16 protein-coding genes and 1 pseudogene are annotated in these 14,427 nt (G+C 72.4%); 5 read left to right on the forward strand and 12 right to left on the reverse strand.

Features of this window, described 5'->3' with window-relative positions; translation table 11 throughout:
• Window positions 1-976, reverse strand: a 976-nt coding sequence (locus ABD317_RS23925; protein ID WP_344291991.1) for a serine/threonine-protein kinase, incomplete at its 3' end; no start/stop codon positions are given.
• Window positions 977-1,079: 103 nt separating this feature from the next.
• Window positions 1,080-1,946, reverse strand: a complete 867-nt coding sequence (locus ABD317_RS23930; protein ID WP_344291975.1) for a menaquinone biosynthetic enzyme MqnA/MqnD family protein — start codon at window positions 1,944-1,946, stop codon at window positions 1,080-1,082.
• A gap of 227 nt (window positions 1,947-2,173) precedes the next feature.
• On the opposite strand from ABD317_RS23930, the gene ABD317_RS23935 reads away from it, so the two are divergent.
• Together ABD317_RS23935 and ABD317_RS23940 are read left to right on the forward strand one after the other, a co-directional pair.
• The gene (locus tag ABD317_RS23935; RefSeq protein ID WP_018840208.1) at window positions 2,174-2,377 is read left to right on the forward strand and encodes a cold-shock protein; all 204 of its coding nucleotides are present in this window, start codon (window positions 2,174-2,176) and stop codon (window positions 2,375-2,377) included.
• Window positions 2,378-2,453: 76 nt separating this feature from the next.
• Window positions 2,454-3,401 (forward strand): phosphotransferase, encoded by a 948-nt coding sequence (locus ABD317_RS23940; RefSeq protein WP_344291976.1) that lies wholly within the window; start codon window positions 2,454-2,456, stop codon window positions 3,399-3,401.
• A 209-nt stretch (window positions 3,402-3,610) separates the two neighbouring features.
• On the opposite strand, the gene ABD317_RS23945 is transcribed toward ABD317_RS23940, so the two are convergent.
• The 3 genes from ABD317_RS23945 to ABD317_RS23955 all read right to left on the reverse strand — a co-directional run bounded on the left by ABD317_RS23945 (window position 3,611) and on the right by ABD317_RS23955 (window position 7,470).
• Complete coding sequence (locus ABD317_RS23945; protein ID WP_344291977.1) at window positions 3,611-5,617, reverse strand: AMP-dependent synthetase/ligase; 2,007 nt, start codon at window positions 5,615-5,617, stop codon at window positions 3,611-3,613.
• Between the two features lie 137 nt (window positions 5,618-5,754).
• Complete coding sequence (locus tag ABD317_RS23950) at window positions 5,755-6,174, reverse strand: hypothetical protein (RefSeq protein WP_344291978.1); 420 nt, start codon at window positions 6,172-6,174, stop codon at window positions 5,755-5,757.
• 162 nt (window positions 6,175-6,336) lie between these two features.
• Window positions 6,337-7,470, reverse strand: a complete 1,134-nt coding sequence (locus tag ABD317_RS23955; protein WP_344291979.1) for an epoxide hydrolase family protein — start codon at window positions 7,468-7,470, stop codon at window positions 6,337-6,339.
• A 212-nt stretch (window positions 7,471-7,682) separates the two neighbouring features.
• Here ABD317_RS23955 and ABD317_RS23960 point away from each other — a divergent pair, with 212 nt between their 5' ends.
• The 3 genes from ABD317_RS23960 (at window position 7,683) to ABD317_RS23970 (ending at window position 8,761) form a co-directional block, all read left to right on the forward strand.
• The gene (locus ABD317_RS23960) at window positions 7,683-7,931 is read left to right on the forward strand and encodes a hypothetical protein (RefSeq protein WP_344291980.1); all 249 of its coding nucleotides are present in this window, start codon (window positions 7,683-7,685) and stop codon (window positions 7,929-7,931) included.
• Window positions 7,932-8,129: 198 nt separating this feature from the next.
• Window positions 8,130-8,387 carry a hypothetical protein gene (locus ABD317_RS23965; RefSeq protein ID WP_344291981.1) on the forward strand — a complete coding sequence of 86 codons (258 nt, stop codon included), beginning with the start codon at window positions 8,130-8,132 and terminating at the stop codon, window positions 8,385-8,387.
• 5 nt (window positions 8,388-8,392) lie between these two features.
• Window positions 8,393-8,761 (forward strand): PIN domain-containing protein, encoded by a 369-nt coding sequence (locus ABD317_RS23970; protein WP_425582419.1) that lies wholly within the window; start codon window positions 8,393-8,395, stop codon window positions 8,759-8,761.
• A 205-nt stretch (window positions 8,762-8,966) separates the two neighbouring features.
• Here the strand turns inward: ABD317_RS23970 and ABD317_RS23975 are convergent.
• The 7 genes and pseudogenes from ABD317_RS23975 to ABD317_RS24005 all read right to left on the reverse strand — a co-directional run.
• Window positions 8,967-9,125: pseudogene (locus ABD317_RS23975) on the reverse strand (dicarboxylate/amino acid:cation symporter); the annotation flags it as partial.
• A gap of 66 nt (window positions 9,126-9,191) precedes the next feature.
• On the reverse strand, window positions 9,192-10,400 hold the full coding sequence (locus tag ABD317_RS23980) for an ATP-binding protein (RefSeq protein WP_344291984.1): 1,209 nt from the start codon (window positions 10,398-10,400) through the stop codon (window positions 9,192-9,194).
• A gap of 564 nt (window positions 10,401-10,964) precedes the next feature.
• Window positions 10,965-11,135 (reverse strand): hypothetical protein, encoded by a 171-nt coding sequence (locus tag ABD317_RS23985; protein WP_344291985.1) that lies wholly within the window; start codon window positions 11,133-11,135, stop codon window positions 10,965-10,967.
• Between the two features lie 177 nt (window positions 11,136-11,312).
• Window positions 11,313-12,665: a dicarboxylate/amino acid:cation symporter gene (locus ABD317_RS23990; RefSeq protein ID WP_344291986.1), complete on the reverse strand. Its 1,353-nt coding sequence runs from the start codon at window positions 12,663-12,665 to the stop codon at window positions 11,313-11,315.
• A gap of 309 nt (window positions 12,666-12,974) precedes the next feature.
• Window positions 12,975-13,289 (reverse strand): DUF4229 domain-containing protein, encoded by a 315-nt coding sequence (locus ABD317_RS23995; protein WP_344291987.1) that lies wholly within the window; start codon window positions 13,287-13,289, stop codon window positions 12,975-12,977.
• 92 nt (window positions 13,290-13,381) lie between these two features.
• On the reverse strand, window positions 13,382-13,909 hold the full coding sequence (locus ABD317_RS24000) for a GNAT family N-acetyltransferase (protein ID WP_344291988.1): 528 nt from the start codon (window positions 13,907-13,909) through the stop codon (window positions 13,382-13,384).
• A gap of 7 nt (window positions 13,910-13,916) precedes the next feature.
• Window positions 13,917-14,427 (reverse strand): hypothetical protein (locus ABD317_RS24005; RefSeq protein WP_344291989.1); only part of this gene is annotated, 511 nt, incomplete at its 5' end.

The raw sequence follows: 14,427 nt of genomic DNA on the forward strand, positions 1-14,427 counted from the left end.
GCCCGTACTCCGCCGACTGCAGCGGCACCGGCCCCGCCGGCGGCCCGTCGCCGCCCCGCTCCGCCGCCGCCGGCGGCTCCGCCTCCACCGCCAGCAGCTCCACCGCACGCCGGCTGATCTGCTCCGTGACCGGCGGCGGCAGCCATCCGGACCGTACGAGAGGCGCCGCCTCGCCGCCCCCCGCCAGCCCGCGCACCAGCTCCGCCGGCGCCGGCCGCGCCGCCGGGTCCTTCGCCAGGCAGGCCGCGGCCAGCTCGCGCAGCTCGCCCGTCATGTCGTGCAGCTGCGGCTCCTCGTGGACCACCAGGTAGAGCAGCGTGGGCGCGCTGTCGCCCGGGAAGGGCGGCTGCCCGGTGGCGGCGAGGACGAGCACGGCGCCGAGGCTGAAGACGTCGCCGGCGCCGGTGACCGGCCGGCCGAGGATCTGCTCGGGCGACATGTAGCCGGGCGAGCCGATCGAGGCGCCGGAGGCGGTCAGCGAGGCGGTGCCGTCGGTGGCGCGGGCGATGCCGAAGTCGATGAGCCGGGGGCCGTCGAGGGTCAGCAGGACGTTGGAGGGCTTGACGTCCCGGTGTACGAGCCCGAGCCCGTGCACCGCCGCCAGCGCCTCCGCCAGCCCCGCGCCCAGGGGGCGCAGGGTCTCCTCGGGCAGCGGCCCGTGCTCGGCGACGGCCTGGCTCAGGCTGGGCCCGGCGACGTACGCGGTGGCCGCCCACGGCACGTCGTCGTCCGGCCCGGCGTCGAGCACCGGCGCGGTCCACGCGCCGCCGACGCGGCGCGCGGCCTCGACCTCGCGGCGGAAGCGGGCGCGGAACTCGTCGTCGTGCGCGAAGTGCGGGTGGACGACCTTGACGGCCACGGTGGCGCCGCCGGGGCTGCGGCCGAGGAAGACCCGGCCCATGCCGCCGGAGCCGAGCCGGCCCAGCACCCGGTACGGCCCGACGACCTCGGGATCACCGCTCTGCACCGGCTCCATCGGCACCCCCCACGGCTCACTCCCCGGCCCTTCCCACGGCCGGTCGTACGGGCTGTCGTACGGCCCTCCGTACGCGCCGCCACCGCCGGCCGGCCGGCCCAGCTTATTGCGCCCCGGCCGCGGGCAGCAGCCGCACCCGCGCCTCCGCCGAGAAGCCCGCCCGGCGGGCGAACTCGTCGATGCCCGCCAGCTGCTCCGCGCCCAGCCGGAAGTCCAGCGTGCGGAAGTAACGTTCGAGCAGCGGCGGGTCGAACGCCTCCCACCGCGCCGCCTGTTCAGCGACCTTCCCGACCTCGGCCAGCGACAGGTCGCGGGAGTCGAGGAACGCCCGGTGCACGTTCGCCACCAGCTCGGGCTCGCGGGCGAGGAAGTCGCGGCGCACGGCCCACACGGCGAAGACGAACGGCAGCCCCGTCCACTCCTTCCACATCCGCCCGAGGTCGTGCACCTGCAGCCCGAGGCGCGGCGCGTCGTGCAGCGAGGCGCGCAGGGCGGCGTCCCCGATGAGCACGCCGGCCTGGGCCTCGCGCATCATCAGCGAGAGGTCGGGCGGACACGAGTAGTAGTCGGGCGCGACGCCGTACTGCTCGCCGATCAGCAGCTCGGCCAGACGCACGGAGGTGCGGGAGGTGGAGCCGAGGGCCACGCGCTCCCGGTCCAGGTCGGCCAGGGGCCGCTGCGAGACGATCACGCAGGACATCACGGGCCCGTCGCAGCCGACCGCGATGTCGGGCAGGGCGACGAGTTCGTCGGCGTGTCGCAGGTACTCCACGAGGGTGACGGGGGCGATGTCCAGCTCCCCGTCGACGAGCTGCTCGCTGAGCCGTTCCGGGGTGTCCTTCGAAAGCTCCAGGTCGAGCAGGCTGCCCGTACGGGCGAGGCCCCAGTAGAGGGGCACGCAGTTCAGGAACTGGATGTGGCCGACTCGTGGCCGGCGTCTCTCTCCAGCGTCACGCGGTGGTGCTGTCACGGCTCCGAGGCTAGCCGTCGTCCCACCGCACGCGGGTGCGGGGGCTCACCTGAGCGTGATCTTTTCTCTACCGGGGCGGGCCCCTGCGTGCTAGGCTCGCCACCAAGTTGCAGTTTGGTTTCCTTGCAGTACCGTGCCTGCGGAGATTCTGACGCCGCAGGCATGTGTCGTTTTCAGGCTTCTTCGAGGCTCTGGGGCAGGGCGACCCTTTGGCCCAAGGAGGGCTCATGGCTACCGGAACCGTCAAGTGGTTCAACGCTGAAAAGGGCTTCGGCTTCATCGCCCAGGACGGCGGCGGTCCCGATGTCTTCGTCCACTACACCGCTATCAACGCCCAAGGCTTCCGCTCGCTCGAAGAGAACCAGCAGGTGACCTTCGACGTGCAGCAGGGCCCGAAGGGTCCGCAGGCGGCAAACGTCTCACCGTCGTGACGCTCGCCCCACGCTGACCAAGGGAAACCCCCGCCGCCCGGCGGGGGTTTTCTCTTGTCCGGATACGGTGGCGCGGATGAGCCAGCATGCGACGGACACTGCCCCCGAGATCACCGCGGAGCTGGTCCGCGGCCTCCTGCGCGACCAGCACCCCGACCTCGCCGACCGCCCCCTGCGGCTCGGCGCCCGCGGCTGGGACAACCAGCTCTGGCGGCTCGGCGACGACCTCGCCGTACGGCTCCCGTGGGCGACGCCGTCCGCGGACGAACTGCTGCGCAAGGAGCACGCCTGGCTCCCGGACCTCGCCCCGCACCTGCCGCTGCCCGTCCCGGTCCCGCAGCGCCTCGGCGAGCCGTCCGACCGCTTCCCGCGCCCCTGGACCGTCACCACCTGGGTGCCCGGCACCCCCGCCGACCGCGCGCCGGTCCCCCCGCCCCGGGCCCCGGCCGCCGCACACACCCTGGCCGCGTTCCTGACCGCGCTGCACCGCCCCGCCCCCGCCGGCGCACCCGCGGGACGGGGCCGCGGCGGGCCGCTGGCGGAGGCGGACGGGTGGTTCGAGGAGCAGCTCGCCGAGGCGGCCGGGCTGGGGCTCGTCGCCGGTGCGGAGGCCGATGCCGTACGGGCCGTCTGGGCCGACGCCGTCGCCGCGCCCGCGTGGGACGGCCCCGCGCTGTGGCTGCACGGCGACCTGCACCCCGCGAACGTCCTCACCGCCGACGGCGCCCTCTGCGGCGTCGTCGACTTCGGCGACCTCTGCGCCGGCGACCCCGCCCTCGACCTCGCCGCCCCGTGGATCCTGCTCCCCGACGACGCCGCCGCCGACCGCTTCCACGTCGGCTACGGGCCGGCCGTCGACGCGGCGACGCTGCGCCGCGCCCGCGGCGTCGCGGTGCTGCGCGCGCTGGTGGGGCTGATCGTGGGGGAGGCGGGCGTACGGGGCCGGGCGGGCGGGAAGCGGACGTGGGCGCCGCCGGCGGCGGCGTCGCTGCGGCGGCTGCTGGCGGGCGTGGAGCGGGGGTGAAGGGCGAGGGGTGAGGGGCGAGGGGCGAGGGGGAGCGGGCCTGCGCGCCCTCGCAGGACCGCGCGGGGCAGCCGGCGCCCCGGGGAAGCGCCCGGGCCGGGCCGGGGGCCGCTCGGGCACCGGAGCACGTCCGCGCGCGGCCACCCGCGCCGACCCGGTCCCGCGCCGGCCGCTTCCCCGCCCGGGTCCGGGCGCGGGCCCGGGCCCGGTCAGCCCTCGGCCGCGTACAACTCGTCGATGACGTGCCCGAAGTCGCGCACGATCGCCGCCCGCCGCAGCTTCATCGACGGCGTCACATACCCGCCCGCCTCCGTGAACTCCGCCGGCAGCACCGTGAACCGGCGGATGGACTCGGCGCGTGAGACCAGCTCGTTCGCCTCGTCCACCGCCCGCTGCAGGTCCGCGCGGAGCAGCGGGTCGTGGACGAGGTCGCCGGCCGGCACGTACTCGCGCTTGCGCATCATCCGCCAGTGCCGCAGCCCCTCGGGGTCCAGGGTGACGAGCGCCGCGACGTACGGGCGGTCGTCGCCGACGACGAGGCACTGGCTGACCAGCGGGTGCGCGCGCAGCCTGTCCTCCAGCGGCGCGGGGGCGAGGTTCTTGCCGGAGGCGGTGACGATGAGGTCCTTCTTGCGGCCGGTGATCGTCAGGTACCCGTCGGCGTCCAGCTCGCCGAGGTCGCCGGTGGCGAACCAGCCCTCGGCGTCGGTGTCGAGCCGGGTCACGCCGGCCGCGGCGTCCCAGTAGCCGGAGAACAGGTGCCCGCCGCGCACCAGCACCTCACCGTCCGGCGCGATACGTATCCCGGTGCCCGGCAGCGGCCAGCCGACGGTGCCGAAGCGGGGTTTGAGGGGCGGGGTGACGGTGGCGGCGGCCGTGGTCTCGGTGAGCCCGTACCCCTCGAAGACCATGACGTCGGCGCCCGCGTAGAAGGCCGCCATCCGGCGGCCGAGCGGGGAGCCGCCGCAGATCGCGTACTGGACGCGGCCGCCGAGCGCGGCCCTGATGCGGCGGTAGACCAGCGCGTCGTACAGCTTGCGCAGCGCCTTGAGGCCGGCCCCGGGGCCGGGGCCCGTGCCGTGCAGCTCGGCCTCGACGGCCTCGGCGTAGCGCACGGCGACCTTCGCGGCGCGGTCGAAGGAGGCGGCGCGGCCGATGCCCTCGGCGGTGGCGCGGCCGGTGTTGTAGACCTTTTCGAGGACGTACGGGATGCCGACGAGGAACGTCGGGCGGAAGGCGGCGAGGTCGCGCAGCAGGTCGTCGGTCCGGATGCTGGGCGCGTGGCCGAGCTTGACGCCGGCGCGGAGACAGCCGACGGCGGTCATGCGGCCGAGGACGTGCGCGAGGGGCAGGAAGAGGAGGGTGGCGGCGGGGTCCTCGCTGATGGCCTTGAAGAGGGGGTAGAGCAGCTCGATCGCGTTGTCGACCTCGGCGAGGAAGTTGCCGTGGGTGAGGACGCAGCCCTTGGGCAGGCCGGTGGTGCCGGAGGTGTAGATGACGGTGGCGACGCTGTCGGGGCCGAGGCCGGCGCGGCGCTGGCGGACGAGGGTGTCGGGCACGTCGTGGCCGGCGGCGGCGAGCTGGCCGAGGCTGCCGGTGTCGAGCTGCCACAGGTGGGCGAGGTACGGCAGGGCCTGGCGCTCGCCGCTGAGCAGCCGGGCCTGGTCGACGCTCTCCACGGCGCAGGCGACGGCGCCGGAGTCGCGCAGGATGTGGCGGGCCTGGATGGCGGAGGAGGTGGGGTAGACGGGGACGGTGATGAGGCCGGCGGCCCAGGCGGCGAAGTCCAGCAGGGTCCACTCGTACGTCGTACGCGACATGATCGCGAGCCGGTCGCCGGGGCGCAGGCCGTGGACGATGAGGCCCTTGGCGACGGCGAGCACCTGGGCGGCGAACTCGGCGGCGGTGACGTCGGCCCAGGTGTCGGGACCGGTGCCGGTGCCGGTGCCGGCGTCGCGGGGGCGGGCGAGCGCGGCCGCGTCGGGGGCGCGGGCGGCGTTGTCGAAGGGGATGTCGGCGAGGGAGCCCCGGGTCGCGCGCGGCGCGGCGGGCGGGACCTCCGCCTCGCGGACGCCGTGGGCGTCGGCGCGGACGGCGGGCGGCAGCAGGTCGGGGACGGCGGTGCCGGGGAGGAGTCTGGAGTTGATCTCCTTCAGGTACTGCGACCTGGGCGGGGGCGGCGCGGGGCGTTGCTGCTGTGGTGCGGACTGCGTCATCAGTGGCTCCCTGACGGTCGCGTCGGCCGTGTTCGACTCGCTGGGCGGCGGCGCGCCGCATTCTCGCGAACGTCCGGCCGCCCCGCCAGAGGACGCCGCACCCGGTACTTCCGGTTCCGCTTCAGCGCGTCAACCCGTCAGCGGCCCCCGTTGGCGGGCGGCTCCCCCGCCCTGTCCTTCCCACCCAGGGCGCCGACGACGACGGCGACGAGGGCGGACCCGACGAACGTCCCCATCAGGACCAGCCCGACGCCGATGAGGAAGAGCCCGCTGTCGTCGTCCGACCAGTCGTAGAACGAAGCGCACGTCAGCCCGGCGGTCGAGCCGAGCACGGCGGGCACGAAGTGCCGTACGTACGCGACGAGGGCCACGGCGGCGAGCAGGGTCAGCACCAGCCCGCCGACCTGCCACGCCTCGTACGGCCCGGTCTCGCGGTAGCCGACCCGGTCGCGCCGCTGGTCCCAGCCCAGCCACACGACCCAGGCCCCGACGGCGGCGCCGGCGACGAGGACGGACGAGAGGAGTTGAAACAGAAAGGTCCGCAGCAGGGAGCGCATGCCCCCAGCGTCACGAGCCGCCGCAATCCGGACCAGAGCGAAGGTACTCACCCGCGCCTGAGTACGAGCCCCGCCACTCCCCCGTCAGGTCCCGCGGTCGTGCCGGCGCCCGCGGTCGTGCCCGCGCCGGAACGACCGGCTGGTGCACCCCGGTGGACGGGCTCAGCCCCGGCCGCGGAAGAACCGGCGCAGGTCCGCGACCAGCAGATCCGGCGCGTCGTGGGCGGCCCAGTGGCTCCCCCGGTCGAACTCGCTCCACGAGACGATGGCCGCGTGGTCGCGTTCGGCGAACTTCCGGACGGGGCGGAAGTCGTACGCGAAGCTGGCCAGCGCGGTCGGCGCGGTGGTCGGTTCGGCCGGGTGCTCGGTGTGGCGGTCCTCGTAGTACAGGCGGGCCGAGGAGGCGGCGGTGTTGGTCAGCCAGTAGATGGTGGCGATGGTCAGGACCGTGTCCGGGTCGACCGCGTTGCCCAGCAGCTGGCCGATCCAGGCGAGCTGGCCGGCCGGGGAGTCGGCGAGGGCGTGGGCGAGGTTCTGCGGCTTGGTGGCCTGGAGGTCGGCGAAGGCCGACATCTCGGCGTTGAAGGACTGCAGGAACTGCAGCATCCCCAGCTCCTGCTCGGTGAGCCCGTCGAACTCGCCGGGGGTGCCGTCGGGGAACGAGAACAGCTGGTTGACGTGCACCCCGATGACGTTGTCGGGATTCTGCCGGCCCTGCTCGGGCGCGACGTACGCGCCGGCGTCGTTGCCGTGCACGCCGTACCGCTCGTAGCCGAGACGCCGCATCAGCTCCGCCCACGCGGCGGCGATGCGGTGCCGGTTCCAGCCCGCCTCGTGCGTGGGGCCGGAGAAGCCGAAGCCGGGCAGGTCGGGGATGACGACGTGGAAGGCGTCGGCGGGGTCCTCCGGGTCGGTCAGCTCGTCGACGAGGCCGAGGTACTCCACGAATGTGTTCGGCCAGCCGTGGGTCAGGATCAGCGGCGTGGCGTCCGGGTGCGGGGAGCGGACGTGCGCGAAGTGGACGTTCTGCCCGTCGATCTCCGTGGTGAACTGCGGGTGCTCGTTCAGCCGCGCCTCGTGCGCGCGCCAGTCGTACGTCGTACGCCACCGCTCGACGAGATCCCGCACGTACGCCAGCGGCACCCCGCGCTCCCACCCGGGCGGCACGGGCCCGGTCTGCACGGCGTCGGGGTCGGGGGGCAGCTCTTCGGCGAAGCGGGTGCGGACCAGGCGGTCGCGGAGGTCGTCGAGTTCGGACTGCGGGATGTCGATCCGAAAGGGTTTGATCTCGCTCATACGTGCACCCTCTCACCCCGTGACCAGCACCAACAGTGGTTATCTGGATCGACACCACCGGCGGGGCGAGCCGGTCCCGGGCGGGTCAGGCGGGTATCCACGAGGGCCACGACGCCCCACGGGGACGAACAGTTGCAGGAAACCCTGTCCCGGCACATGCCGGTGCGGAAGTATGACCAATGGCCGGAGGTCTCAGGTGAGGGGGAAGCGAAGTGGCGCGGCTTTTCGGACGGCGGGCGGACCCGGGGCGGTCCACGCGGACACCGCCGCCGGAGGTGCTGGCGGAGGCCCGCCGGCACCCGGGCGGTTGGGTGTACGAGATCGACGGCTCCATGGTGAGCGACCCCGACGGAGAGGTGCCTCCGACAGCGATCGCCGGAGCCTGGGAGGTGGGCGAGGACGGCACGCCGACCGGCGTCTACCGCCCGAACCCGAACTACGCCCCCACCCCGCGCGACTAACAACCTGTACCCCCACGGCGGCCCAGTACCTTCTCCTACACCGTGATGGCTGGCCGGGCAGAGGGCGAAGCCGCTGCACGTGGGCGCCTGTGCCCGGGTCGGCACGGTCGCCAAGCGTGCCCAACGGCAGGTGCTGGAGCGACTCTTTGGCCTACGGGTACGGGTGCGTACCCTGAGGCGGTGGGAAGGAGCCCGCCGATGCCCGACGCCAATGTTCGCATCCCCGAGGAAGCCAAGGACCGACTCGCCGCCGTCGCGGCGGCCGAAGGCATGTCCCTGCGCGCCTACCTGGCCCGCCTCGCCGAGGGCCTGCTCACCCCGGCCGAGCGTGCCGAGCGGGCGGAGAAGGCCCGCGAGACGCTCAAGGCGTGGAACGGATACGCGCCTACCGCGACCGAGCAGCAGAGCCTCGACAGCGAGCTGGACCGGCGCCTGGACCAGGTAACCGGTTCGTGACCGACCTGCACATCGTCCTGGACGACACCGCGATGACTGCGGCCGGACAGGGCAACGTCCTTGCCTCCCGGCTCATCCACCGGGCTCACGCGGAACCGGGCTGGTTCCTCTACGCCCCGGCGTGCGCGCTCGTGGAAGCCGACCGCCACCGGCCGGGAACGGCCGAGCACCTCGCCGCCCTGCCCGGCATCACCGTCCTGGCCCTCGATCTGCCCGCCGCCCTGGCGGTGGCGAAGCAGCAAACCTGGGCCACAGCCCACAGCAGCCACGCGGCCCAGCCCACCCCGGACCGTCCCGACGGAGCAGTGCTGGCCACCACCGCCCCGGAACGGTGGAAGGGCCAACAGGCACGAGTCCTGGACCTGAGCTCCTGACCACCTCAAACCCCGCCGCGCCCTGTGGGGCGGCCCCGGTCTCGGTCTGACGTTGGTGGGGTGCGGCCCCCATTCCCGCACCGGGAGCCAGCGGGCGCCCAGAGCCGCACTCCCGGCCGGAGAGGGCCGGCCCCGAGGGTACACAGGCGAACGCCCGCAGCCCGGGAGTGCGGGGTGCGGGCGTCGCGTTGGGGGGCGGGGGCGGTCAGGCAGCGGTGGTGACCGGGGCTTTCTGCAAGGTGGGGGCCGGGTCGGGGTCGTTGAGGTCGAAGCTGGTGGCGTTGTCGTACGCCTCGCGGTCCAGGATGTTCTCCCGCGCCGCGACCAGCACCGGGACCACGGCCTGGCCCGCCACGTTCGTCGCCGGACCACATGTAGGTATGTTGGCCCGATGGCCGCTCCGGTGTGCTCTATCCTGCTGACGCTGGAGTCAGGGGGCGAGGTGCCACAGCGCCTCCATCGGCAGGGCGCGGATGCGGTCGCCGAACGAGAGTGTCTGCGCCCCGGTGTAGAGGACGTAGCCGGCGACAAAGCGATCGCCCAGGAGCCGGGCCAGGTTCCGCAGTCCGGCCAGGTCATCGGTACGAACAGTGGCACCGGCCTTAACCTCGACTCCGATCACCCTGCCATCTGGCGTCTCGATGACGGCGTCAACCTCAAGTTTGTCCTTCGTGCGGTAGTGGTACATACGCCCCTGCTGCTCGGACCAGGTCAACTGGCGGGCCAACTCCATGACGGCGAAGTTCTCCAGCATGGGACCGGCCGCACCATCGGGGTCGGCCAGCCGGTTGGCGTCTTGGCCAATGAGGTGACAGGCGATTCCGGTGTCTACGAAGGCGAGCTTCCCCGTGGCTACGGCACGCTGCGTCAAGCCTGAGGACCAGGCTGGAATGGTCTTGATGAGGAATACCGAGGAAAGCAGTTCCAGGTAGCGCACGAGGGTGGTGCGTGGGATGCCGGATGCGCCGGCGAGTGTCCCAGGGACGAGGAGACCGCCTGCCCGCCCGGCAAGCAAAGCAACGAGCTTGAGCAGCTCGCCGTGGCGCTCGATGCTCGCCAGCTCCAGCACATCTCGTTCGATCAGGGTGGAGAGATAGGAGTTGAAGAACGCAGAGCGGCGCCGTGAGTTGCGCCGAACCGCCTCCGGGAAGCCGCCGACGACGGCTCGCTCCAGGTAGTCGCGCTTACGCAGAGCAGAAGTGTGCTTGAGGGCAGGACCGTGAGCGAACGCGGCGTCGATGAACCGGTCGGCGCCGTCGTGCAGCTCGCCTTGCGAGAACGGCCACAGCTCGATCACCTCCATACGACCGGGCAGTGCGTCCGGCAGCGTGCGCAGGGCCAGGATCCGGGAGGAGCCGGTGAGCAGGAACCTGCCGGGAGTCGGATCCAGGTCGACCGCGACCTTGATCGAGCGCAGCAGCTCCGGCACCAATTGGATCTCGTCGATGACCATCAAGGCGTCATGCTCGACGAAACCCACCGGATCATCCCGGGCAGCCTGCAATGTCGCCCTGTCGTCGAGCAGCCGAATAATCGCATCCGGGCGACTCCCAGTGATCAAACGGGTCAAGGTGGACTTACCCGCCTGCCGTGCGCCATTGATCAGGACGACGCGCGTGTCCTCCAGGGAATCGCTCACCAGGTGCTCCGCCTGGCGCGGGATGAGGTCACGAGGAGTCGACATACGTCCCACGCTGCCACACATCCAACATCAACGGCCACATAGACGGCACTTTCGTGGTCACTTAGACGGACACGCAGCGGCCAGGTGGACGTCATGCTAGTGGCCATCTGGCCGGGGCAAGCAGGGACGTCCACACTGGTCACGGCCGCGGTCACCGCCGACCGGGGTGAGTCGGCAACAGGCCGTGGCTGATCTCAAGACCCGAACAGCGGTTGCTGTCCGGTGCCGGGATCCCCGGCACACCGGCGCCGCATCCTCTTGGCGAGTGTCTTGTCGTACCCCCGGGTGTGGTTACGCCTGTGTCGCTCCTTGACTGTCTCGCGTGGCGGGGCGGTGGCACATGCCTGGCGCCGGACCTGGATCGACCGTCTCCTCCAGACGTCGCCAGGCCGCAAGCCGTGACGGTGGGATGTTGCCGATGGCCAGACCCAACCGATCATGTCGTATTGCTCCTGCCAAGAGCGGTCTTCAACGCGTCGGGAATCGAGCGGGTCGGGCTCGGCCGCTTCTCCCAGGAAGTCAAGCATCCTCGCCCTCACCGGAAGCCCGCGTAACAAGCAGAGTGATACGGGGCGTCTGATCGCGAGGCAGGGCAGCGACGGCGACCGTCTTGGTGAAAGACTGCTTGATCCGCAACTCTGTATCAATGCGGTCCAGTTCCTCGGCACTGAGCGCTATCATGTAGACCACGCTGCGGAGCGTACACGGATCAACACAGGGCCCCGTGGTCAGCGCCGCGGTTCGAGCAACTGTCCCGCCGCCAGACGCTCACAACTGATGCCACACTGCCGCAAAAGCACTGAAGCAGGCCGTTGCCCGCACCCTGCCCAGTCGGGAGGGTGCGGGCAACGCGCGTTGTGGAGCAGGTCAGGCCGGTACTGTGACCGCAGGGCTCTGGGCGGGCGGGGTGGGGTCCGTCGGGTCCGGGTCGTTGAGGTCGAAGCTGGTGGCGTTGTCGTACGCCTCGCGGTCCAGGATGTTCTCCCGCGCCGCGACCAGCACCGGGACCACGGCTTGGCCCGCCACGTTCGTCGCCGTGCGGATCATGTCCAGGATCGGGTCGATCGCCAGGAGCAGGCCCACGCCCTCCAGGGGGAGGCCCAGGGTGGAGAGGGTCAGGGTGGTCATGATCGTGGCGCCCGTGAGGCCTGCGGTGGCGGCGGAGCCGATGACCGAGACGAAGGCGATCAGGATGTAGTCCTGGAGGCCCAGGGTCACGTCGAAGATCTCGGCGATGAAGATGGCCGCCAGGGCCGGGTAGATCGCGGCGCAGCCGTCCATCTTCGTCGTCGCGCCGAAGGGGACCGCGAAGGAGGTGTACTCCTGCGGGACGCCGAGGCGTTCGGTGACCTTCTTGGTGACCGGCATGGTGCCGACCGAGGAGCGGGAGACGAAGGCCAGCTGGATCGCGGGCCAGGCGCCGCGGAAGAACTGCAGCGGGTTGACCTTGGCGACGGTGGCGAGCAGCAGGGGGTAGACGCCGAAGAGGACCAGGGCGCAGCCGATGTAGACGTCGGCGGTGAAGGTCGCGTACTTGCTGATCAGGTTCCAGCCGTAGTCGGCGATCGCGAAGCCGATGAGGCCGACGGTGCCGATGGGGGCGAGGCGGATGACCCACCACAGGGCCTTCTGCAGCAGCTCCAGGATGGTCTCGCTGAGCGCGATGACGGGCTGGGCCTTCTCGCCGAGCTTCAGCGCGGCGACGCCGAGGGCCGCGGCCATGAAGACGATCTGCAGGACCTGCAGTTCCGTGAAGGGCGTGATGATGTCGGTCGGGACGATTCCGGTGAGGAAGTCGATCCACGAGCCGCTGCTCTCGGGGGCGGTGCCGTCCTTGGTGGTGAGGCCGGTGCCGGCGCCGGGGTTGGTGATCAGGCCGATGGTCAGGCCGATGGCGACCGCGATCAGCGAGGTGGCGAAGAACCACAGCAGGGTGCGGGTCGCGAGGCGGGCCGCGTTGTTGACGTTGCGGAGGTTGGTGATCGACACCAGGATGGCGAAGAACACCAGGGGCGCGACCGCCAGCTTCAGCAGCTGGACGAAGATGGTGCCGATCTGTTCCAGGGTGTCCTTCAGCCAGGCGACGTCGCCGGTGCGGGCGGCCCAGCCGAGGAGCACGCCGAGGACGAGGCCGGCGAGGATCTGGGCCCAGAAGGGCACCTTGGGTATCCGGAAGCCGCTGCGCGGCTGAGCGGTGGAGGCAGGGGTGTGTGTGGACACGGGCGTCTTTCGTGACGGGGCGCGCCGCGCCGGGCCGTGTCCGCCCGCAGAGGGCGGGACACGGGAAGCGGGCGCGCGGCTGCTACCGGGGAATGTGTGGGGTGACCGTCAGAGTGCGGGGACTAGCTGCTCTGACATGCCGCGGAGAGGCAGCGGCAGAGATCGACGTGCAGGCGCGCCACGAGCAGAGGGCTCGTGGGCGTGCGAAACGCAGCTGCCGTCGTCGTCATGACGGGAAGACTAACACTCCTGCTTTGACATTCCCATAGTGTGGCTTTGGGGGTGACGACCCTCACCCCTCAGCCCTCGCTACGAGGCCGAGCCGCGCGCCTCGTCGTCCGCCTCGTCCTCGCTGCTGCGGTTCGCGGCCAGCCGCTCCTTCGACTTCTGCACCCGGCCCACGATCTGCTCCGACATCTGCGCCCGCTGGCCGCGCAGCAGCACGAAGCTCAGCGGCGCGGAGACGACGATGGCGAGCAGCATGACCCACAGGTAGTTCGAGTCCCCCAGCCCCGCCGGGAGCACGCCGATCCGGACCAGGACGGCCAGGATCACGAACGACGCTACGAAGACACCGAGGCGCATGGCGGTGTAACGGACGGCGGGGTTCGGCTTGGGGGTCACGGCTGACAACTTCTCTCTGCTCTCTGCTCCGTCGGTCGGTGCGGTGCGTGCGGGTGCGCGGGCGGCGCGTGGCGCGTGGCGCGTGGCGCGTATCAAGTATGCAGCGCCAGCCACATCGTGATGTCGTCGCGGTAGTCGTCTTCCGCGACCCGTATCGCGTCCGGCACGCGGCCGACCTCCTTGTAGCCGCACGACGCGTAGAACCTGTCGACCCCCGTCCCGCCGCGGCACGTCAGCCGGATCCCCCGCATCCCCGGCATCCCGCGCGCCGCGTCCGCCGCGGCGGACATCAGGCGGCGGCCCTCGCCGGTGCCCTGACGGCCGGGGTGGACCATCACGGTGTAGAGCCAGCACCAGTGCCGCATCAGCCGGTGCGTGTTGAGCGTCAGGAAGGCGGTGGCGGCCGGGCGGCCCCCCGCGTCCAGCCCGGTGATCAGGCGGGTGCGGCCCTCCGCCATGGCCGCGAGGTGCCCCCGCAGCTCCGGGCGGATGTCCGCGGCCGTCACCGGGGGGACGAAGCCCACGGCGCCGCCCGCGTTGCTGACGTCGGCCCAGAGCGTGCATATGCCGTCCCGCAGGGCGGGGGTGACCGCGGGGTCCAGCTCGTAGTGCAGGGTCATGTCGTCCTCAGAAGCGCATGGGCTGCGGCGTCTCGCGCCGCTCCGGGTCCGGGCCCTCGTGCTCGCGTACGACCGCGTAGCGCGCGTCGCGCTCCACGGGGAGCAGCCCCGCGTCCTGGATCAACTCCACCAGTTCGCCGGCGGGGAGCGTGCCGGGGTCGGCCGCGCCCGGTGCCGGCGCGAAGTCGTCCGCGCCGTGCTGCAGCGCGAGCTGCGCGGTCTGCGTGCCGTACGCCGGCCACGCGGCCCGTACGTGCGGGACGTTGTCCAGCAGCAGCCGCGCCACCGCGAACGTCTTCAGCACCTCCGCGCCCGTGGCCCGCCCCGCCGCCAGCGGCGCGACGGCCAGCAGCCCGGCGCCGGCGTCCTGCCGGTCGCGCACCGCCAGGAGGGCGTCGACGACCCGGCGGGCGACCCGGTCCTCCGGCTCCGCGCCCGGCTCCGCCGCCTCCGCGCCGTACGTCACGGCCCACCCCGCCGCCGAACCCACCGGCCTCGACACCGGCCGCCGCAACAAC

The sequence above is a fragment of the Streptomyces synnematoformans genome (assembly GCF_039531005.1).
Lineage (GTDB): Bacteria > Actinomycetota > Actinomycetes > Streptomycetales > Streptomycetaceae > Streptomyces > Streptomyces synnematoformans.

What these genes read in the sequence shown, in the direction of transcription:
- ABD317_RS23945 (WP_344291977.1), bottom strand. Translation starts at nt 5,617, where the DNA reads ATGACGCAGTCCGCACCACAGCAGCAACGCCCCGCGCCGCCCCCGCCC.
- ABD317_RS23950 (WP_344291978.1), bottom strand. Translation starts at nt 6,174, where the DNA reads ATGCGCTCCCTGCTGCGGACCTTTCTGTTTCAACTCCTCTCGTCCGTC.
- ABD317_RS23955 (WP_344291979.1), bottom strand. Translation starts at nt 7,470, where the DNA reads ATGAGCGAGATCAAACCCTTTCGGATCGACATCCCGCAGTCCGAACTC.
- ABD317_RS24000 (WP_344291988.1), bottom strand. Translation starts at nt 13,909, where the DNA reads ATGACCCTGCACTACGAGCTGGACCCCGCGGTCACCCCCGCCCTGCGG.
- ABD317_RS23940 (WP_344291976.1), top strand. Translation starts at nt 2,454, where the DNA reads ATGAGCCAGCATGCGACGGACACTGCCCCCGAGATCACCGCGGAGCTG.
- ABD317_RS23965 (WP_344291981.1), top strand. Translation starts at nt 8,130, where the DNA reads ATGCCCGACGCCAATGTTCGCATCCCCGAGGAAGCCAAGGACCGACTC.
- ABD317_RS23935 (WP_018840208.1), top strand. Translation starts at nt 2,174, where the DNA reads ATGGCTACCGGAACCGTCAAGTGGTTCAACGCTGAAAAGGGCTTCGGC.